At 57.9% G+C, this 21,240-nt stretch carries 15 protein-coding genes and 1 pseudogene; 14 read left to right on the top strand and 2 right to left on the bottom strand.

Annotated features, from left to right (window positions below; genetic code table 11):
* The first annotated feature begins 216 nt into the window (after positions 1–216).
* A pseudogene (locus REA38_RS10805) lies at positions 217–1,728 on the top strand (YchO/YchP family invasin).
* Here the strand turns inward: REA38_RS10805 and narL are convergent.
* On the bottom strand, positions 1,725–2,375 hold the full coding sequence (gene narL, locus REA38_RS10800) for a two-component system response regulator NarL (protein ID WP_016927346.1): 651 nt from the start codon (positions 2,373–2,375) through the stop codon (positions 1,725–1,727). The pseudogene REA38_RS10805 and the gene narL overlap by 4 nt on opposite strands.
* A gap of 10 nt (positions 2,376–2,385) precedes the next feature.
* Positions 2,386–4,170: a nitrate/nitrite two-component system sensor histidine kinase NarX gene (gene narX, locus REA38_RS10795; RefSeq protein WP_033647735.1), complete on the bottom strand. Its 1,785-nt coding sequence runs from the start codon at positions 4,168–4,170 to the stop codon at positions 2,386–2,388.
* Between the two features lie 350 nt (positions 4,171–4,520).
* Between narX and REA38_RS10790 the strand changes: the two genes are divergently transcribed.
* The 13 genes from REA38_RS10790 to REA38_RS10730 all read left to right on the top strand — a co-directional run bounded on the left by REA38_RS10790 (position 4,521) and on the right by REA38_RS10730 (position 21,221).
* The gene (locus tag REA38_RS10790; RefSeq protein ID WP_033647734.1) at positions 4,521–5,915 is read left to right on the top strand and encodes a NarK family nitrate/nitrite MFS transporter; all 1,395 of its coding nucleotides are present in this window, start codon (positions 4,521–4,523) and stop codon (positions 5,913–5,915) included.
* A gap of 771 nt (positions 5,916–6,686) precedes the next feature.
* The gene (locus REA38_RS10785; RefSeq protein ID WP_049194692.1) at positions 6,687–7,586 is read left to right on the top strand and encodes a helix-turn-helix domain-containing protein; all 900 of its coding nucleotides are present in this window, start codon (positions 6,687–6,689) and stop codon (positions 7,584–7,586) included.
* Positions 7,587–7,766: 180 nt separating this feature from the next.
* Positions 7,767–8,729, top strand: coding sequence for an NAD(P)-dependent oxidoreductase (locus REA38_RS10780; RefSeq protein WP_033634936.1), 963 nt, complete (start codon positions 7,767–7,769; stop codon positions 8,727–8,729).
* Between the two features lie 174 nt (positions 8,730–8,903).
* Positions 8,904–9,953 (top strand): UDP-N-acetylglucosamine--undecaprenyl-phosphate N-acetylglucosaminephosphotransferase, encoded by a 1,050-nt coding sequence (gene wecA / locus REA38_RS10775; protein WP_049212714.1) that lies wholly within the window; start codon positions 8,904–8,906, stop codon positions 9,951–9,953.
* 45 nt (positions 9,954–9,998) lie between these two features.
* Positions 9,999–11,132, top strand: coding sequence for a polysaccharide export protein (locus tag REA38_RS10770; RefSeq protein WP_033647730.1), 1,134 nt, complete (start codon positions 9,999–10,001; stop codon positions 11,130–11,132).
* A 27-nt stretch (positions 11,133–11,159) separates the two neighbouring features.
* A complete protein-coding gene (locus REA38_RS10765) occupies positions 11,160–13,340 on the top strand; it encodes a polysaccharide biosynthesis tyrosine autokinase (protein WP_033647729.1) in 2,181 nt (726 codons plus the stop codon).
* A gap of 4 nt (positions 13,341–13,344) precedes the next feature.
* Positions 13,345–14,643: a flippase gene (locus REA38_RS10760; protein ID WP_033634932.1), complete on the top strand. Its 1,299-nt coding sequence runs from the start codon at positions 13,345–13,347 to the stop codon at positions 14,641–14,643.
* A complete protein-coding gene (locus REA38_RS10755; protein WP_033647726.1) occupies positions 14,624–15,472 on the top strand; it encodes an ATP-grasp fold amidoligase family protein in 849 nt (282 codons plus the stop codon). Before REA38_RS10760 ends, REA38_RS10755 begins: the two co-directional genes overlap by 20 nt.
* Before the next feature lie 6 nt (positions 15,473–15,478).
* Positions 15,479–16,633, top strand: a complete 1,155-nt coding sequence (locus REA38_RS10750) for a hypothetical protein (protein WP_033647724.1) — start codon at positions 15,479–15,481, stop codon at positions 16,631–16,633.
* A 3-nt stretch (positions 16,634–16,636) separates the two neighbouring features.
* The gene (locus tag REA38_RS10745) at positions 16,637–17,542 is read left to right on the top strand and encodes a glycosyltransferase family A protein (RefSeq protein WP_033647723.1); all 906 of its coding nucleotides are present in this window, start codon (positions 16,637–16,639) and stop codon (positions 17,540–17,542) included.
* Position 17,543: 1 nt separating this feature from the next.
* Complete coding sequence (locus tag REA38_RS10740) at positions 17,544–18,599, top strand: glycosyltransferase family 4 protein (protein ID WP_033653670.1); 1,056 nt, start codon at positions 17,544–17,546, stop codon at positions 18,597–18,599.
* A 7-nt stretch (positions 18,600–18,606) separates the two neighbouring features.
* Complete coding sequence (locus tag REA38_RS10735; protein ID WP_033634927.1) at positions 18,607–19,350, top strand: glycosyltransferase family 2 protein; 744 nt, start codon at positions 18,607–18,609, stop codon at positions 19,348–19,350.
* Positions 19,351–19,361: 11 nt separating this feature from the next.
* A complete protein-coding gene (locus tag REA38_RS10730) occupies positions 19,362–21,221 on the top strand; it encodes a carbohydrate-binding protein CenC (RefSeq protein WP_374213784.1) in 1,860 nt (619 codons plus the stop codon).
* The last annotated feature ends 19 nt before the right edge of the window (positions 21,222–21,240 follow it).

Genomic DNA, 21,240 nt, shown 5'->3' with positions numbered 1-21,240 from the left:
CTGGCGGCCGGAATGGAGCGGCCAATGGCGTAAGTGACGGCGTCACTGAGAGGTGATTGGGGTTTATCCTATTGTTTCTGCTCGTCAAGCCGTTAGGCTTTAAGGGAGAGGCGCCCCGACAGGCCGGGACGTAAGGTTTTTCAGATCTGCCGCGGGAAAGGCGGCAGCAAAGCAGTGGGTTGGCATGCTCCAGGAGGGAGGGAGGCCAACGGTGTCATGAAAGACGAAATTCAGGCTGGACTCATCAAAATCAAAAAACGACTCTGGCGCCGCCGCCGGGCGGCCTGGCTGGCCGGGCCGCTGGTGTGGCTGGCCGGCGCGGCGCCCGTGTGCGCCGAATCCCCGCCGGCGCCGGACGCCGTTATTTCTTCCGAACGGCAAGCCGCGGATCCGGCCGAGAGTTTGCCGGAGCTGGGCGGTGCGCCCGACGATGCCGCGCGCGAGAAGCAGTGGGCCGAGATGGCCAAGCAGTTTGGCGAAAAAGATCTGAATAACGTTTCCCGTCAGCAGATGCGCAGCCGCGCCTAGGATTACCTGCTCGGCCAGGCGGCCGACACGTTGCAGCAACAGGCGCAGGAACTGTTGTCGCCGCTGGGCACCGCCCGGCTATCGCTGAAGATGACCGGGGAGGGTGACTTTACCGGCAGCAACGGGCAGTTATTCAGCCCGCTGTACGACGTCGACGGATTGCTGACCTACAGCCAGATCGGCTGGCTGCAGCAAAGCGCCGGGGCGCTCGGCAATTTTGCGCTGGGGCAGCGCTGGATCGTCGGCGACTGGCTGCTGGGTTACAACACGGCGCTCGACAGCGATTTCGCCCGGCAGCGCAATCGCGGCAGCGTCGGCGCGGAAGCCTGGGGAGACTACCTGCGTTTCTCCACCAACTATTACTACCCGCTGTCGGCGCTGGCGCAACAGCCCGGCGATGGCGTGTTTTTCAGCCGTCCGGCGCGCGGTTACGACATCACGACGCAAGGCTATCTGCCGTTTTATCGCCAGATCGGCGGTTCGCTCAGCTATGAGCAGTATCTGGGCGATAATGTCGATCTGTTTGGCAGCGGCAAAAAACAAAACGATCCGCGCGCGATGCAGCTGGGGCTCAATTACACGCCGGTGCCGCTGGTGACGATGAAGGCGCTGCATAAGATTGGCGCGGGCGGGCAGAGCCAGGATCAGGTCGAACTGGCGCTGAGCTATCGGCTCGGGGTGCCGCTGGCGAAGCAGATTTCGCCGGAGTATGTGGCGCAGGCCAAGTCGCTGCGCGGCAGCCGCTACGATCCCATCGAACGCAAGAACGTGCCGGTGCTGGAGTTCCGCCAGCGCAAAACGCTGCAGGTGTTCCTGGCCACGCCGCCGTGGAGTCTGCAGGCCGGGGAAACCGTGCCGCTGGTGCTGGAAATCAAGGCGTTGAACGGCATCGCTCACGTCAGTTGGCAAGGGGATACGCAGGCGCTGAGCCTGACGCCGCCGCACAACGCCAACGATCCGCAGGGCTGGACGGCGATCGTGCCGCCGTGGGACGACGCGCCGGGCGCCGCCAACAGCTACCGGCTGTCGGTCACGCTGGAGGACGAAAAGCAGCAGCGCGTGACCTCCAACTGGATAGAGCTGAAAGTGGCGCCGCCGCTGACGGCGACCGCCGGTGATGATGCGAGCCTGCTGCCGATCAAAACCCTGACGCCGCCGCCGATCCCGGCGCAAACCGGGCCGCTGTACGGCGGCGATTAACCGTTTTTACCCTGCAGCACCCACACCGCGGCCTCGACGCGGGATTTTAGCTTCATCTTTTTCAGCAGGTGTTTGACGTGCACCTTGACGGTGCTCTCGGTGATGGTCAGGCGGCGGGCGATCAGCTTGTTCGGCAGCCCCTGGGCGATCAGCTTCAGGATATCCCGCTCGCGCGGCGTCAATTGCTGAATATCGCGATCGGCGCTGGGGCGGTTTTCCCGCAGGCTGGCGGCGAGGATCGGCGTCAGCGTTTCGCTCAGCACCATCTGCCCGGCCGCCGCCTGATGCAGCGCCTTCAGCAGATCCTCCGGCTCCATGTCTTTCAACAGATAGCCGTCGGCGCCGCGTTTGAGCGCGCTGACGACGTCGTCTTCATGGTTGGACACGCTGAACACCACGACGCGCCCCGAGAGGTCGGTCTGGCGCAGGCGATCCAGCGTTTCAAGTCCGTTGATGCCGGGCATGTTCAGGTCGAGCAGGATCAGATCCGGATCGTGCTGCTCCGCCAGCGTGACCCCTTGTTCACCGTTGCTGGCTTCGGCGATGACCTGCAGGCGGGCGTCCATGCCAATCAGCTGTTTTACGCCGTTGCGCAGCATCGGGTGGTCGTCTATCAGTAAGATTGTGGCGGCGGTTTCTGTCGTCATGGTGTCTCCGTTAGTCGATGGCGTGGTTATCCGGCGTGAAGCTGACCCGCACCTCGGTGCCGCCGCCGCTGCGCGGTAAAATATCGCAGCGGCCATGCAGGCTCTTGGCGCGATCGCGCATGATGATCAAGCCGTAATGGTCGGGGCGAGACGTCTCGGCCGGCAGGCCGCGTCCGTTGTCGCATACGCTCAGGGTCACTTCGCCCCGCTTGTTGATGACCTGAATGCTCACCTCGCTGGCGGCGGCATGCTTAAGGATGTTGCTGAGCGCCTCGCGGGCGATCTGCAGCAGGTGAATGGCCTGGTAAGCCGGCACCGTGCGTGGCCCCAGTTGGTAATCGAGGCTGATGGTCAGGCCCAGTTTGGGATTGAACTCCGCCACCGTCGATTGCAGCGCCGCCAGCAGGCCCGGTTCGGTCAATTGCAGGCGGAAGGTGGTCAGCAGCTCGCGCAGCTGGCGATAGGCGCCGTTCAGCTCTTCGCGCATCTGCTGCACCAGCGCCTGGCTGGCCGACGAGAGCGTTTCGCCCTGCATCTGCAGGCAGGCGATTTGCATTTTCAGGCAGGAAAGCGATTGGGCGATGGAATCGTGCAGCTCGCGGGCGATCGCCGCCCGTTCTTCCATCAGCATCAGTTGCTGCTGATGGTCGACCTGACGCTCGATGGCCAGCACGCTGGTCAGCTGCTCCACCAGGGTGTTGATCAGCTGGCGGTGCTCATCGTTCAGCGGCTGTTGCGGCGCATGCTGTGCCACGATCACGCCGTAGTCGCCGAGCTTGTCGCTCAGGCTCCAGCTGAGCGACGGATTGTCGGGATGCTGGCGGTCGCTGTCGTTCAGGCAGGCGCTGCACACCGGGTTATGGCAATGCTCCGGCCGCAGCGGCTGGTTGCCGCTCAGCTGCAGCAGCGGTTCCCGGCTGTCGTTTTCATACAGTCGCACCTGAATGGCGCGCAGCGGCGTCAGGGTTTGCAGCTGGTTGAGCAGCGGCGTCAGGCGGCTGCACAGCGGCTCGCTGGCGTGCAGCAGGCGGCTGGCGCGATAAAGGAAGCTCAGCACCTGATTCTTTTGCTGCAGGTCCGCGGTCTTCTCGGCCACGCGCTGCTCCAGCCCGCTGTAGGTGGCCGACAGTTCGTCAGACATGGTGTTCAACGCGCCGCCGAGCGACGCCATTTCATCCTGGTGCCCGCGCTGCGCGAAGCGGCGGCTAAAGTCGCCGCGGCCCACCGCCAACGCCATCTCCACCAGCTGTCGCCACGGATGCAGCAACCGGCGGCGCAGGTAGCAGGTGGTGCCGATCAGCAGCAGCAGGGTCAGCGCGATAAAGCCGGCCTGCACCAGCGTCACCATCAGCAGGCGGCGCTCGGTTTGCCTGTCGATATCCGACACCAGCTTATCCAGCAGCTGCACGAAGTGCGCCACCTGCGGCGCGGCGTCGGCCGGGCGCTGCGCGCTGCGCAGGCGCGGTTGCAGGGTCTGTTGCCAGTAGTCGCGCAAGGCGTCGAAAGGTTGCGTCAACCCTTCCTGCTCCACCGAGCGCTGCAGGTCGGGGCTGTTTTCGTCGCGCTCCAGTTCGCGAATCAACGCTTCATGCCGTTCATCCAGCGGCACCTGCGCCAGCAGACGGTAGCTTTGCATACGCAGCGAGCCGGCCTTGTTGATGGCGTGCGCATTGCCCTGAATGCTTTGCGACATCCAGGCGGAAATCCCCATGCCGGCCACGCCCAGAATGCCCGACAGCAACATCAGCAGGGCGACCTGATTCACGATCGAAAGCGGGGCCAACAGGCGTTTCATAAGCGCGGGTTCCTGGCATTTGGCGCCGCTGAAACTCAGGGGGAGAGGCGGCGACGGGGTAAACAAGTAACGATTCAGCCGTATTTTTGATTATCCCTGAGCATAACCCCATACCTCGAATGAAGTACCCATTAGTTTCCGGCGGGACGGCGCAGCGGTGAGAGTAGCGGCGTGATGTTTTATAATGCGTTGATTTAAAGTGATTTAATTTTTATTCGGGGCGTACCCCTAAGGGGATGAAGGCGCTATTTGCGCCGCCAACTACTTGCATTCGGGTTGATATACATCAACTTTGCCGCCGGGGCCGCCCCCTAGGGTGTGCAGAATGATCCCCCGTGTCTGAGGTTTTTATGTCGCAACTTGCAACGCCTTCATCAAAGAAAACCGGTGCGCTGATTCAGGACTGGCGTCCTGAAGACAGCGCCTTTTGGCAGCAGCGTGGCCATCGCATCGCCACCCGCAACCTGTGGATTTCCATTCCCTGCCTGCTGCTGGCCTTCTGCGTCTGGATGCTGTTCAGCGCCGTCGCGGTCAACCTGAACAAGGTGGGCTTCAACTTCACCACCGACCAGCTGTTCCTCCTGACGGCGCTGCCGTCGGTGTCGGGCGCTATTTTACGCGTGCCGTATTCATTCGTGATCCCGCTGTTTGGCGGCCGTCGCTGGACCGCCATCAGCACCTGCTTCCTGCTGGTGCCGTGCTTGTGGCTGGGGTTCGCGGTGCAAGACAGCAGCACGCCGTACAGCGTGTTCGTCATCATTTCCCTGCTGTGCGGCTTCGCCGGCGCCAACTTTGCCTCCAGCATGGCCAACATCAGCTTCTTCTTCCCGAAAGCGCGTCAGGGCGGCGCGTTAGGGCTCAACGGCGGGTTGGGAAATCTGGGCGTCAGCGTCATGCAGCTGGTCGCGCCGCTGGCGATTTCTTTCAGCCTGTTCGGCCTGTTTGGCGGCACGGCGCAAAATCAGGCGGAGGGGGGGCAGCTGTGGCTGGAAAACGCCGCCTGGGTCTGGGTGCCTTTCCTGCTGGTTGCCACCCTGGCGGCTTGGTTCGGCATGAACGATCTGGCGGCGGCCAAAGCCTCGTTGCGCCAGCAACTGCCGGTGCTCAAGCGTGGGCATTTGTGGATGCTGAGTTTGCTGTATCTTGCGACCTTCGGTTCTTTCATCGGTTTCTCCGCCGGTTTCGCCATGCTGTCGAAGACGCAATTCCCGGACATCGTGATCCTGCATTACGCATTCTTCGGGCCGTTCCTCGGTGCGCTGGCGCGGCCGGTCGGCGGCGCGCTGTCTGACCGTTTCGGCGGCGTGCGAGTGACGCTGATCAACTTTGTGGTGATGGCCGTATTCGCCGCGCTGCTGTTCCTGACCTTGCCGACGGCGGGTGAGGGCGGTTCGTTCATCGCCTTCTACGGCATCTTTATGGTGCTGTTCCTCACTGCGGGGCTGGGCAGCGGGTCGACTTTCCAAATGATCGCCGTCATTTTCCGTAAAATCACTGTCGATCGCGTGAAAGCGGCCGGCGGCAGCGACGAGAGCGCGCAGCGTGAAGCGGTGACGGACTCCGCCGCCGCATTGGGCTTTATCTCGGCGATCGGCGCCGCCGGCGGCTTCTTCATTCCCCAGGCATTCGGCACCTCGCTGGCGTTGACCGGTTCGCCGGCGGGGGCAATGAAAGTATTCCTGGTGTTCTATATCTTGTGCGTGGTGATCACCTGGGCGGTGTATGGCCGCAAGAAAAAAGCCTGAGTATCAAACGTCTTTCTCAATCCCTCCCGGCAGGGGAGGGATATTTCGCTCATCCCGAGTCATCTCTCCTCGCCTCCTCAGTGAAATTTTCTGTCTTTAGGTAAAATTCTCATCTCCGCTTGCCGTTTTTTTCTTTTTTTATAGCACTATCTCTCAATGTGGGAATATTTTCGCCAAAACGGATTATATTATTTGTACGTTTTTTCCGTTTTATTGAGAGTATTCTTACATTAAGACGTTAATATCTTTCCGCAGATTAAATGAAATTTCCGGGACGGTAAGGCATAATTAGTGCGATTGTTATAAAATCAGTAATAGGGTTTTGTCATAGATGCTGCACGCACTGAGTGGAATGTGTAACGGGGTTAAATCAGATAACTCTCATTCTGTTTTTTCCGGCTTTTTGTAGTCTATCTGACAATCAGATTAGGTGGAAAAACACAATGAATTCACGGATAAGAATGAAATTTCACAATTTTATTCGATTAACAATCTAACAACACCGCTAGTTTTTTCTTTTTAAATCAATGAGGTGACCATTTGAATTTTACGGTAGCCATGAAAGAAATCCATGTTGCCAGCAGGGAAAAAGAGTCATTTGGGTAAACGGAACATCCTTAATAAGGCCTAATGTAAAAAATGAAATCAGAAAATTTTTATAAAGGCCAATATCCGATGAATGCAACCTGTTGAGTTTACATTTAATTTCTTGAACATTTTTTGATATTTCTATACAAAGTGTGCAGGACAGGCACGCTAAGGAAATTAAAAGTGAATCTTGATAAAAGAATAAAGATTAGGAATCTCGATGTTCTGACTCCTGCCGGGGAGAAATTTCGTCTGCGTTGGAAGGAGTATCAAATTCTTTCGCTGCTTGTCGCCAGATCGCCAGAGCTGGTTACCCGAACGGAAATTATAGAAAATATCTGGAAAGGAACTTACTGCTCAGATTCAACGATAAATCAAACAATTAAATCTATTCGCCAAAAAATTAGCGACACGGAACATACGCTTATCAGAACCATTCCCCGTTTGGGTTACAAGGTGGAAAATCAAGCGGCTTTTCACTTTATATCCGAGGATGAGGGCTACGCTGATGATGATATATTAAATGGCGATGAAAATATTAGCGTTGATATTCAAGCGGAACTTTCTGAAAATGAAAGTGAGTCGTCTGAAACAAACGATGAAAAAATAGATAAGCCGCGTAAATCGACGCTGGTTGCTGCGCCTGTTGCAACGGTCGAGTCAGCCCACGAACCCACGCGTGAAAAAAAGTCGACGACGGTGCGGCGCTTTTTCAGCATGCCCGCCAGCCGCGTAGTGAAATACCTGACGGTATTCGCTTCGTTGCTGGTTATTTCACATTTTTCATATGTGCTCGGCAACCAAACTCGTCCACCGGTGATCAATGATATTCAGAACAACACGCGCGTGGTGTTGACGCTGACGCTGAATAATCCCCATACCAACAGCCCGCAAACCCTGCTCTGCCTGTACCAGGGCGAGAGCATGGAGCAGGCGACCATCGAATGTGTCGACCCCAAGCAAGGGCAGCTTAAGTTGCCGGTAAAATATGAGACTTCTTCTACGCCGGGTAAAGGTCGGATTAATCTCATATTGCCGAACAAAACCTTGCAATATCAAGTTGCTTACGATGTTAAAAATTAGCGCTGAATGAGGTTTTATCTTTAGCGATAATTTTACATTTGATGAAATCTTTTATTTCATTATTTGTTATTTGAAAGCCAGGTTCGATTTGTCCAGTCTGGAACTCATTACCTAACGCATATTAGCGTCCTGTTTCCATCGAGGTGACAGGAATAATGAGAACCTGCTGAGTGACAAATTATGGATAAGCGTAAAGTAGCTATTATCGGGGGTTCCGGTTTTATCGGAACACGCCTGGCAAAACGTCTCAGTGCGCGCGATGATCTGACGTTGGTCATCGTTGACAAGCAACCCAGCGCGCATTTTCCGGCGCTCTATCAGTATGGCGACGTGACACAGCCCCAGACCCTGCAAGAACCGCTGGCGGGCTGTGACGCCATCATTAATCTGGCGGCGGAGCATCAGGACAACGTCGATCCTATTTCGCTCTATTATCAGGTCAATGTCGAAGGCGCACGCCATGTCTGCATGACCGCCTCCGCCTTGAATATCCGCCAAATCATTTTCACTTCCTCGGTGGCCGTTTACGGGTTCGTCGAGCAGGAAACCGATGAAGGGGGACGTTTCGATCCCTTCAACCATTACGGCAAGTCCAAGCTCGAAGCGGAATACGTTTATGAAGCGTGGCGCAAGGCGGATAGCGCAAACAAATTGACCATCATCCGCCCGACGGTGGTATTCGGTGAGGGCAACCGGGGCAATGTGTATAACCTGTTTCGCCAGATCGCCAGCGGCCGATTCGTGATGATTGGCAGCGGCAATAATATGAAGTCGATGGCTTACGTTGAAAATATTGCCGCGCGGCTGGAACATGCGTTGGACCAGCAGTCAAGTTATCAGGTCAGCAACTACGTCGATAAGCCGGACTTTACGATGAATCAATTGGTCGACGTTATTTCCTCCTCGCTGGGCAGAGAAAATAAGACGATTCGCATTCCTTATGTGGTGGGCATATGCGGGGCGACCGCATTGGATGTCGTGAGTAAAATAAGTCGTAAAAAATTCCCAATCAGCCGCGTCAGAGTGCAGAAATTCTGCGCCAGAACGCAATTTAAAAGTAATGTGCAAAATAATTTCGTGGCGCCGGTTGAACTTGATTCGGCAATCGAAAGAACCATTAAACATGAGTTTTCTGATAGATAACTTAACCGCACGCTGACGTTATTTACTTATTTCCGCCGACAAGCGGATAAATCTGTATTTTTCAGGATTAACTCATGCTGACTTATATCCTGGCCGGATCAATTTTGTTTTTGTTAATAGCGCATTGGGAGCTGTAACTCAAGGGCGGTAGCGTGCTTATTCGCTGGAGGAACGATGTTATATCAACTGAGCGTGATATTTGTGCTGGCGGTCGCCTGGGTGCTTATTGCCCGCCGGGCCGCCTTGACGGTGGGATTGGTGGATAAGCCCAATGCGCGCAAGCAACATCTGGGACATATTCCGCTGGTCGGCGGCATCGCCATATACCTGACGCTGATGCTGATGACGCTGTGGCAACCCGCCTGGCTGCCCGACAGCACCGTCTATCTGCTGTGCATTACGGCGCTGGTGGTATTGGGCGTGCTGGATGACCGCTTTGATCTGCCCGTGGCGCCGCGCGTCATGGTGCAGGGAGGGATCGCGCTGGCGATGATGCTGGCGGCAGGGATGCAGCTTTCCTCATTGGGCTATGTCTGGGGGCATCAGGAAGTGATGCTCGGCTATGGCGCGTTGCTGCTTACGCCGCTGGCGGTATGGGGAGCGATCAACGCCTACAACATGGTGGATGGCATCGACGGGCAACTGGGCGCCTTGTCCTGCGTTACCTTCGTTGCATTGGCCATCGTGTTCGGATTGGGCGGCCGGGAAGATCTGGCGCTGTGGTGCCTGGGCCTGATCGCTGCGCTGGCGGCTTATCTGCTGTTCAACCTGAGCCTGTTCGGCGCGCGCAACAAGATCTTTATGGGGGACGCCGGCAGCATGGTGATCGGCTTCAGCGTGCTGTGGCTGGTGTTGCTGGCGACTCAGGGGCCGCAGGCGGTAATGCGCCCGGTCACCGCGCTGTGGCTGATCGCCATTCCGCTGATGGACATGGTGACCGTGATGGTGCGCCGCCTGTTGCGCCGCCAAAGCCCCTTCAAAGCGGGCCGCGATCATTTGCACCACATTCTGATGCGTCGTGGGCTCAATGCGCGCCAGGCGCTGGCGATGAGCACCATGCTGGCGGTGACGCTGGCCTGCGTCGGCATTTGCAGCGAAGTGTTGCAGCTGCAGGAAAGCCTGATGCTGGTGGCGTTTCTGTTTTGTTTCTGCGGTTATTTCGCCATGTTGCGCGAACCGCGTCAGGCGACGGTGTTCAGCGATAATCCGACCGTCGGCCGTTAATCCCCTCACGGGCTGCGGCAGCAGCCCGCTTATCACGGTACTTCCATGAATTTTCATTTGCCTCTTTTGATGCCGTTGGCCTTCACCTCCGCGTTGTTGAGCGGGTGTACGGTGGTCCCCGGCTCACATTTACCGACCAGCGGAAAAGCCATCGTCGTGCAGCAGGACGACGACTTCGATTTGAATGACCAGGTGCAGGTTTACCGCATGTCGCCGATGCTGCTGCAGAAAATGCGGCGCGTAGAACCGGTCGCCCGGCCGAATCCGGCGCTGGATCAGCGGTTGCAGAACTATCAATACCGCATCGGCGTCGGCGACGTGTTGAACGTCACCGTCTGGGATCACCCGGAGTTGACCACGCCGGCCGGGCAGTACCGCAGCGCCAGCGATACCGGCAACTGGGTGCATGCAGATGGCACGATCTTTTATCCCTATATCGGGCGAGTGGCGGTGGTGGGCAAGACCGTCACCGAAGTGCGCAGCCTGATCGCCGGCCGTCTGGCGCAGTACGTGGAAAGCCCGCAGGTGGACGTCAGCATCGCCGCTTTTCGTTCGCAGAAGGCCTACGTGACCGGCGAAGTGAAAACCTCCGGCCAACAGGCGATCACCAACGTGCCGTTGACCATTCTGGACGCGATCAACGCCGCCGGCGGCCTGACGGACAACGCCGACTGGCGCAACGTGGTGCTGACCCATCAGGGCAAAGAGCGGGCTATTTCGCTGCAGGCGCTGATGCAGCGTGGCGACATCAGTCAGAACGCGCTGCTGCAGCCGGGCGACATCCTCTACATCCCGCGCAATGACGAATTGAAAGTGTTCGTGATGGGCGAGGTGGGCAAGCAAGCGACGCTGAAGATGGATCGCAGCGGCATGACCCTGACCGAAGCCCTCGGATCTTCCGAAGGGATCAGCCAGACGGTGGCGGATGCGACCGGGGTGTTCGTGATCCGGCCGAGCGGCGGTAAAACGCCGCAGCGGCTGGCGACGCTGTATCAGTTCGATCTCTCCGACGCCAGCGCGCTGGCGATGGGCGCTGAATTTCAGCTGCAACCTTACGACGTTGTGTACGTCACTGCGGCGCCGATCGCGCGCTGGAACCGTTTGATCAGCCAGCTGGTGCCGACCATCAGCAGCTTTAACGATCTCAGCGAGGCTACCTTGCGCGTGCGCAACTGGTAACTCCGCAGGGTGAATAAGGAACAGAAGATGAAAAACAATGCGCTGTCCGTGATGGTGGCCGAACAAGATGAAAAGCTGGAGTGGGAGCGGCTGATCGGGCCGCTGTGGGATAACCGTTGGCGGATCGCCGTCGTGACCGGTTTGGCCGGCGTGCTGGGCGTCGCCTACGCCCTGTTGGCCACCCCGGTGTATCAGGCCACGGCGGTGGTGCAGGTGGAGAAGCAGCTGTCCGGCGATTCGCTGCTGCGTGAAACGCTGGACAGCACGATGGGGCAAAGCTCGGCGACGCAGGATGAGGTGACGCTGGCCAAGTCACGCTACGTGCTCGGCAAAACGGTGGACGCCCTCGGCCTGACGGTGCGCGTCAGCCCGGACTATTTCCCGGTGTTCGGCAAAGGCCTTGCCCGGTTGAGCGGTGAAAAGCCGCCGGTGCTGAACATCACCACGCTGACGACGCCGGCGGACATGCAGGGCGAAGCGCTGACGCTGACGGTGCGCGACGGGCAGCATTACGAATTGAGCCATGACGGCGACAAACTGTTCAGCGGCGTGGTCGGGCAGCCGGTGGCGCAGGGCGGTTGGAACATGACCGTCTCGGCGCTGGACGCGGCGCCGGGCGCCAGCTTTACCGTGGTCAAAGTCGCGCGTCAAGAAGCGGTGGACGATCTGCGCAAATACCTGGACGTGGTACCGGGCGGCAAGGACAGCGGCATCATGGCCTTTACGCTGCCGAGCGAAGATCCGCAGAGCGCCGAGGCGATGCTGAAGAACATCACCGACAACTACCTGCAACAGAACGTGGATCGCAAAACGGAAGAGGCGCAGCGCATGCTGGCGTTCCTGCAAGAGCAATTGCCGCAAACGCAAACCTCGTTGAACAATGCCGAAACCCAGCTCAATCAGTTCCGCCAGCAAAACGACTCGGTGGATCTGTCGCTGGAAGCCAAATCGGTGCTGGATACTCAGGTGCAGCTCGAAGCCCAGCTCAATGAGCTGACCTTCAAGGAAGCGGAGATCTCCAAGCTCTATACCCGCGCGCACCCGGCTTACCGGGCGCTGCTGGAAAAGCGCGCCACGCTGGAGGCGGAAAAGGCGCGGCTGGGTAAACAGGTGCAGACGCTACCGAAAATGCAGCAGGAGATCCTGCGCCTCACCCGCGACGTGCAGGTGGATCAGCAGGTTTACATGCAGCTGATGAACAAGCAGCAGGAGCTGAGCATCAGCAAGGCCGGCACGGTGGGCAACGTTCGCATCATCGACGAAGCGGAAACCGCTATCCGGCCGATTAAGCCGCAGAAGATGCTGATCGTCTTGTTGGCGCTGCTGCTGGGGGCGGGAGGCGCCGCCTCGGTGGTGCTGCTGCGCGCGGCTTTCCATCGCGGCATCAATGATATCGATACCCTGGAGAAGCGGGGCATCAACGTCTACGCCACGGTGCCGCTGTCGCCGTGGCAGGTCAAGCGCAACCGCGAGCAGCGTCATTTGCTGCCCAAATCCGGCGGCCGGCGCTTGCCGATCCTGGCGGTGGCCGAACCGACGGATCTGTCGGTGGAAGCGATCCGCAGCCTGCGCACCAGCCTGCATTTCGCCATGATGGAGGCCAAAAACAACATTCTGATGGTCTCCGGCGCCAGCCCGGAAAGCGGCAAGAGCTTTACCAGCACCAACCTGGCGGTGGTGGTGGCGCAGGCCGGGCAGCGGGTGCTGTTGATCGACGCCGATATGCGCAAAGGCTTCCTGCATCGCTGGTTGGCGGATGATGGGCATCAGGGCCTGTCCGACATGCTGGTGGGCAACGTGACGGCGGAACAGGCGGTGCGGAAAACCGCCATCGCCAACCTGGACTTCGTGCCGCGCGGCCAGGTGCCGCCGAACCCGTCCGAACTGCTGATGCATCGCCGTTTCGCCGATTTTCTGCGCTGGGCCGGGCAAAACTACGATCTGGTGCTGATCGACACGCCGCCGATTCTGGCGGTGACGGACGCGGCGATCGTCGGCAATCACGCGGGCACCTCGCTGCTGGTGGTGCGCTTTGAGGTGAATACCGTCAAGCAGATCGAAACCAGCATGCGCCGCTTCGAACAGAATGGGGTGACGATCAAGGGCGTGATCCTCAACGGCATGGTGAAGAAGGCGGCAACCGACATGAGCTATTACAACTTCGCCTACCCAAGCCATCGGGAAGAACGCCCGCAGGCAGGGGAGTAAGCGGGTGAAGGCCATTATCACCAATGCCCTGTGGCTGATGCTCGAACGCGTTTCGCTCAGCCTGTCCGGCATCTTCGTCTCCATTTACGTTGCGCGCTATCTGGGGCCCGCGCAGTTTGGCGCGCTCAACTATCTGTTGGCGACGATCGCCATCGTGGTGCCACTGGTGCAGTTGGGCGCCGACAGCATCATTTTCAACCGCGTCGCCCGCCGACAGCCGAGCGGCATTCGCCTGATGCTGGCGTCAATACGCCTGCGCCGCCGGCTGTTCCTGGTGGTGGCGCTGCCGATACTGATATGGAGCTATTTCAGCCAAACGCCCGCCAGCCAACTGATGACGCTGTTGCTGCTTGTCAGCGCCTATTTCTCGATTCAGGACGTGTACAAGATTTATTACGATGCCCGCCTGCAGTCGAAACGCAATACGCTGATCAACAACCTGGCGCTGCTGCTGTCGATCGGGCTGCGGCTGGCGCTGGTGAGCGCCGCGCTGCCGCTGGTGTGGTTCGCGGTACCCTACATCCTCAGCAGCGCCGTGCCTTACCTGGTGCGCCTCTGGTTATTCCGTGGGGAAGCTGCGGCCTCGCCGCGGGTTACGCCGCGCCAGGCCAGGCGCTACGGCCGTTACTTGCTAAAGGTGGGGCTGCCGTTGGCCATCTCCAGCCTGTCGATAGTGATCTATACCCGCATCGATCAAATCATGCTGGGCAATCTGGTCGGCGAGCAGGCGGTAGGCTGGTTCAGCGCCGCCACCACCCTCAGCCAAGGCTGGGTTTTCGTGCCGATGGCGCTGATCACCTCGTTGATGCCGGGCATTGCCAGCTGCCGCGATCCGTTGGAGCAGGAGTACCGTATCCGGGTGCTTTATCTGGTGGTCCTGGGCCTGTCGTTGCCGGTGTTGCTGGGCCTGTGGTGGTTCGCCCACCCGGCCATTGCGCTGCTGTACGGCGCCGCTTTCCAACCGGCCGCCAACATCCTGGCTATCTGTACGCTGACCTCGCTGTTTTCGGTCATGGGGACGGTTTCGTACCGCAGCATCGTGCTGTTCGCCGGCTATCGCTTTATCGCCATCAAGATGCCGTTGGTGGCTGTGGCGAACGTGGTGATGAATCTGCTGCTGATCCCGCGCTATGGCCTGATCGGCGCGGCGGTGTCTACGCTGCTGGCGGAATTCATTTCGTTCTTCGTGCTGAACAGTTTATTCCGTGGCGGAAAAATTACCCGACTGCAGCTGACCTGTTTTTACTGCCTGCCGCGTCTTGTCAGCAAATTAAGGAGAGAGCATGTTAAACATCCTGGTTAAAAACATTTCCAAGCGCCTGCCCGATGCCTGGCACCATCAGGTTAAATACGCGCTCTATTTCAAGAAGCTGCCGCACCTGTCAAAACCGACCGGCTTCAGCGAAAAGATCATGCGCCGTAAAATTTACCCGCGCAGCATCTACACCACCTTGTCGGACAAGTTCAAGGTACGTGAATTTATCGCCGGTCTGTGGGGCGAGGAGTACCTGGTGGAGCTGTATGCGCATGGCACTGAACTCAGCTACGACATGTTCAGGCAATTGCCCAACGCCTTTGTGCTGAAGGCCAACCACGGCAGCGGTTATAACCGGTTGGTGTTCGACAAGCGGCAGGTTAGCTACGCGGAGTTGTACGATCTCAGCAACGCGTGGATGCGCAGCAACTTTTATGAGCAGAGTCGCGAAAAGCATTATCTGGATATCGAACCCTGCATCATGGTGGAGCGCATGTTGCTGGATGGCGAACAGGTGCCGAACGATATCAAGTTTCATTGTTTCAACGACAATCATGAAATTCGCATGTTCATCCAGGTGGATTATCAGCGCTTCGGCACCCATCGGCGCGATATTTTTGATGTCGACTGGAACCGCACCGAAATCCGCATCAGCTTGCCCAATGCCGACGAACCGATGCCGCGCCCTACGCGGCTGGATGAAATGATACGTTTGGCTCGCCAGACGGCGCAGCAGTTCTCTTATGTGCGCGTGGATTTCTACCAGGTCGGCGAGAAGGTGTATTTCGGTGAGTTGACGTTTACGCCTGGCGCGGGGCTAAGCAAGCTGATGCCGAAAAACATTGAGCAGGAATGGGGCAGTTATTTTACTGAGTAAACGCTTATGCAAAGAGTCGCCTCCAATTTTCAAATGCATGCCAATGCCGGTTATAATCAGTCGCGGGATTTGATCAATCAATCCATCGTATTGACCTTCCTGCTGATGTTTTTCGTGAAAACCTTCCTGACCTCGGGATCGTTCAACAGCGAGCTGATTAATAAAGCCGTGCTGGGGCTGAATGGCCTGATGTTGCTCTATGTCGGCTATGCATTTTTTATCGCTACGCTGGCGGAAAAGGCGGTTGCGGGTTTTTTGGTTCTGCTGTTTCTTATGAATATTGCCACCGGGCATGGTGATTATCTGTTTGGTGCGGTATTCAGCACGGCGGTGATAATTTTATTTCGTCGTATCGAAATGGGGCGTGGCGCTGAAATGTTTGCCATCACCTTTGTGGTGGCAGGGTTGCTGGTGGTTATTCCCTATACCTTTTACACTGATGGGTTTGTTTACCTTGATGAACGTTATGGCAACAGATTAACGCTGGGGTTCGATAACCCGAATACCCTGGCGTATTATTCTTTTGCCTTGTTCGCCACACTGCTGTGCCTGATCGACCATGCGAAATTAACGCGTGGAATGAAAAATATCGCTTCGTTGGCGGTATCGGCGTTAATTCTCCCGGTGCTGATGTATTCCTATTCTCGCACCTGTTTTATGCTGGCGTTGTTGATGCTGCTGCTGTTTTGGCTGGCGCCGCTGCTGCGTGTCGCCCCCAACAGAAAAGTCTGCATCGCGCTGACGTTGGTCATTGTCGGCTTTCAATTCGCCAGCGTTATACGCTGGGGGAACAATCCGGCATTGGACGTGCTCTTGAACCAGGCGCTGACCGGCCGGATCTGGTTCTCCTGGCAGATGTTTCAGGCGGTGGGGCTACCCAATCCGCTGTTCGGCATGAATATAGAGCCGTATAAGCCAGTCGATTTCTTCTTCATCGCCATGTTTTATTCGGCCGGTGGCATCGCCTCTGTCGTCATGCTTTTTTGTTATTTTCACTTGTTGGGCAATATGCGCAGGCTGAGTCGATTCATGCGCTGGGTGGTGGTGGTTTTCCTGTTAACAACCTTGACGGAAACCTATTTTTTGGTCCCGGTATTTAACGTGTCGTTATTGTTGCTTTGCCGTGGAAAAGAAATAATAAATTCTAAGCTGGAGGGTTAAGAAATGGATTTCTCTATCGTGATCCCTATTTATAATAGTTCGCGTTACCTGCCTAAAACGCTGAAGCGAATTTTCAACGCTTGCCAAGGGTTCGACTATCAGGTGATTTTGGTTGATGATTGCTCTGACGAGGATGACATCAAATCTATCCGCCAGATAGCGGCGACCAATAGCAATGTGATGCTGCATGAGAAAAAACAGAAGAGCAATGCGGCGGTATCGCGCAACTTAGGCACCAAGTTAGCGCAATCGGAGATCGTGTTTTTCCTCGACTCCGATGATTACTTCACGACCAACTATATTATTCGCCGCATGAAGAAGCATGAAGATCGCCAGATTGACATTATCTTCGGCAACTATGCGGAGGTGAGCGGCGATTCGGTACGCGACTTCAACTTCCACTACAAATCCGGTTCTTCCGGCGAAGATTTTCTTTTTCTGGAAATGGGCGATATTCGGTCATCCACCATCAGCATGCGTAAAAAAAGCGATCGCCGCTTTTTATTTCCCGAGTTTCTCAACAAGCATCAGGATTGGGGTTTTCTGGTCAACGCCACCAATTTGGGCGCGCAAGTGGCGCATGACGCCGGCGGCGGGGTGTTTCTCGACGTGGGGCGCTATGGGCGCATGACGGCGAAGCTTAATCTGGAGGCCAGCGACCGCTTTATCAATACCTTCCTCAGCCCCAGCGATCGCCATATCAGCGGATTCGCCTGTAAGCATCTGCTGGCCTCGCTGTATTCGGAAAACGCCCAGGCGTTCAATTATTACTCGTCGCGCATCGTGCGGCACAGCCTGAGCGGCAAGTTCAAGATGATCAAATGGTATGGCGATTGTCTGGCGCGGTTGGGGTTGTTCTCGGTTGGCGGCCGGCTGCTGCGCAACGTGCGCCAGGGATTCAGGAGATGACATGCAACCACGCAAGATAATCATCGTTATCGAAAATATGGCGGGCAAGGGCGGTACTGAACGGGTCGCCAGCGGTTTGGCCAATGCGCTGGCGCGTTTGCCGGGTTACGAGGTCGCGGTGTTTTCGCTGTTTGGCGAGCGGAGCTTCTTTCCGCTGGCGAGCGACGTCCGGTTGCGCTGCGGCGGTGGCGATTCGCTGTTCTGGCCGTGGCGGCTGGCGTTCGCGCTGCGGCGTGAACGCGCGGACGTGATCATTACCGTTTCCATGGGGAAACTGTCGGTGGTGATGACGCCTTTCCTGCGTTTGTTCTGTGCCCGCAGCCGGCTGCTGTTGAGTGAGCACGTCAGCTTTCACCAGTATCCGCGCGTATTTAAGTGGCTGAAGTTGCTGGTTTACCGGCTGAGCGATCGCGTGATTTTCCTGACGCGGCAAGATAGCGACGCCATCGCTCGCTGGGTGGGGGCCGGGAAATGTCGGGTGATCGAGAACGTTTCGCCGTTCCGCGCACAGGCGCCGACGCCGGCGCTGCAGCAAAAGGTGGCGCTGGCGGTGGGGCGCTTGAGCAATCAGAAGGGCTTCGATCGTCTGATCGCGCTGTGGCGAGGGGTGGCGGCGCAGGTGCCGGATTGGCGGCTGCTGATTATTGGCGACGGCCCGGAGCGCGATGCGCTGCGGCGGCAGATTGAAGACGCCGGGCTGGCGCGGCAGGTGAGTCTGCTGCCGGCCACCGCCGACGTGGCGGACTATTATCGCCAGGCCAGCCTGTATTTGATGACCTCTCGCTATGAGGGATTGCCGATGGTGTTGATCGAAGCCATGAGTTTCGGCCTGCCGCTGGTGGCCTACGACTGCAAGACCGGCCCGGCCGAGTTGATAGACGACGGCGTCAACGGCTATCTGGTGCCCGATGACGACGCCGCCGCCTTCAGCGAAGGGGTGATCAAACTGATGCTCGATCCGGGTTTGCGCGAGCACTTTTCTGTCGCCGCGTTAGAGAAGTCTCGCCGTTTTTCTCCCGAACGTATTTATCCCCAGTGGCAACAGCTCACCGAGTGAGGACAAAATGGAAAAGATATCCGTAATCATGCCGGCCTACAATGCCGCGAACTCTATCAAAGAGTCGATTCTAGGCGTGCTGAACCAGCGATTTACCGATTATCACCTGTATGTGATCGATGATGCGTCCACCGACGATACTGCCGAGGTGGTGCGGCCGTTTATCCACGATCGCCTCACCTATATACGCAATGAGCATAATCAGGGCGTGGCGGAAACGCGCAACATCGGCATTGAGGCGGCGAACGGCGACTATATCGCCTTCTGCGACAGCGATGACGTATGGCTCCCCAACAAGCTGTCGCGCCAGGCGAGCATTTTGCAAACCCGCCGCTACGACGTGGTGTGTTCCCATTACTACACCTTCGAAGACGACCTGAAATTGATCAAAAACACCCGTGGCGCGGAAGAGCTTATCGGCTATCAGGACATGTTGAAAAGCAACTGGATAGGCAATCTCACCGGCATCTACAACCAAAAGCGCATCGGCAAGGTGTATCAGCAAAAAGTGGGTCATGAGGACTATTTGATGTGGCTGGCGGTGCTGCAGAAGGCGCGTAACGGCCTGGCCTACTGCATTCCCGAACCGCTGGCCTGTTACCGATTGTCTACCCATTCGCTGTCGGGCAACAAAATCCGCGCCGCTGACTGGCAATGGCGGATTTACCGTCAGCATTTGGGGCTGTCTTATCAGAAATCCTGCTATCTGTTCGCCACCTATCTGTTCAATGCCGTGGTGAAAAGGAAATGACCATGAGGGGGATGTATCAGAGGGTGGTTCTGGGCTGTTGCGCCTTGTGGGGCGCTTCGGCTCTGGCGCAGAGCTGCCAACCCAATCTGTTGGCCAACCCCGGCTTTGAGCAGGGGCTCGGCGGCTGGCGAGCGCAGGGCGCGCAGGCCGACGGCGATACGCACAGCGGCAATGGCAGTTTGCGCTATGACAATGCAGATGCCGCGCAGTACCGCACCTTCAACCAGGCGCTGCAGGTTGCGCCCGGACAGACGATCGATTTCGGCGTCTGGCTCAAGACTCGCGGCGTACGCGGGCAAAGCCGCGACGGCGGCGCCGGGGTTTATCTGCAGAGCTTTGATGCGCAGGGGCGCTTTCTGGAAGGCAGCTATCCGGCTGGGGTGACCGGCGACAGCGGCTGGCGGCAGGTGAACGCCAGCTATACCGTGCCGCCGCAGGCGGCGCGAATCACGTTTGGCGTTTATCTGCGCAAGGGGAGCACCGGTACCGCCTGGTTTGACGACGCCTATGCGTGTGCTCGCGCGTCTATGCCGGCGTTGTATCAGCTCGGCGCGTCGGCGCAGGGGAAGGTCGACACGCTGGTCGTCACTTCGCAGCCGCAGCGTTTGCAGGTCGACAGCGAATTGCTCAATGCCGAGGGGCAGGTTGTTCACCGTAGCCGCGACCGTTATCAGGTTGAAGGGCAGCGCCGTATCGAATACCCACTGCCGGCCGGCCTGGCCCAGGGCGAATACCGCCTGCGTCAGCAGGTCACCGGGCAGCAATCCCGGCCGGCACCGGACAGCGAGCTGTCTTTTCGCGTCGGGCAGCCTGCGGCCAAAGTGGCGATCGACAGCGAAGGCTTTACCCTGCGCGACGGTCAACGGCTTTTCCCGTTGGGCATTTACGCCAACGTGGCGACCGATGAGCATTTGGCGCGCATCGCATCGGCGGGATTCAACACGGTGCTGAATTATGATTATGGGGAGAAGAAAGACCCTTACGCCTTTTTCCGCAACGCACGCCAGCGCGGGCTGCTGGTCATTTACTCCGTCAAAGATCAGTACCGCGGCAGCCGTTTCGCTCCGGCCGTGCGCGGCGGCGATTATGCGGCGATGACGGCCTGGTACGTGCAGCGCTTGCGCTCTCAGCCCAACCTGCTCGCCTGGTACATCAACGATGAGCTGGGGCCGGAATATCTCGATAAGATCGAGGAAAAAAACCTGCAAATAAAGCGGCTTGACGGCGATCATCCTACCTTCCAGGTGTTGAACAAAACCGGGGAGTTGGACGCTCACTTCAACAGCAGCGACATTTTGGCGACCGACCCTTACCCGGTGGGGAACGATCGCGATCTGACGCGCACCACGCGTTATACCGAACTGACGGTGCAGGCCGCCCGCCAATCGCGCGGGGCCTGGGTGGTGATGCAAATCATGGATCACGCCGCTTATGACGCCCGCCGCAAGCCACATCCGCCGTCAGAGGCGGAAATCCGCAATCAGGCCTGGCAGGCGCTGATCGGCGGCGCCAAGGGGCTGTTGTTTTATTCCTATACCGATCTGTTTTACAAGCGTAAAACCGGCCGCTTCGACCAACGGGAGTTTGACGCCACCTGGCGCGGTGTGGCCGCCGTGTCGCAGCAAATCGCCGCCTTCACCCCTTATCTGCTGACGGGAAAATCGACGCCGCTGGCGGGAAGCAACTCTCAAATGCCGGCGCGGATGTTTGTTCTGGGCGATCGCGCCTTGCTGCTGGTAGCCAACCCTTACTATCGAGAGGGAAGCACCCGATTGCGCCTTCCGGCGGGCTGGCGGCAGCAGGAAGGGGGGACGGAGATCCAGCTGGCGTTGCCCGCCGTGGGCACCGCGACGCTGTGGCTCCAACGCTGAATGCGTCGAGTTAGCGTTA

It is taken from the genome of Serratia sp. MF1(2023), from assembly GCF_030954545.1.
GTDB lineage: Bacteria > Pseudomonadota > Gammaproteobacteria > Enterobacterales > Enterobacteriaceae > Serratia > Serratia sarumanii.
The sequence above is the reverse complement of the archived record's forward strand: the minus strand, read 5'-3'. Positions and strand labels throughout refer to the sequence as shown.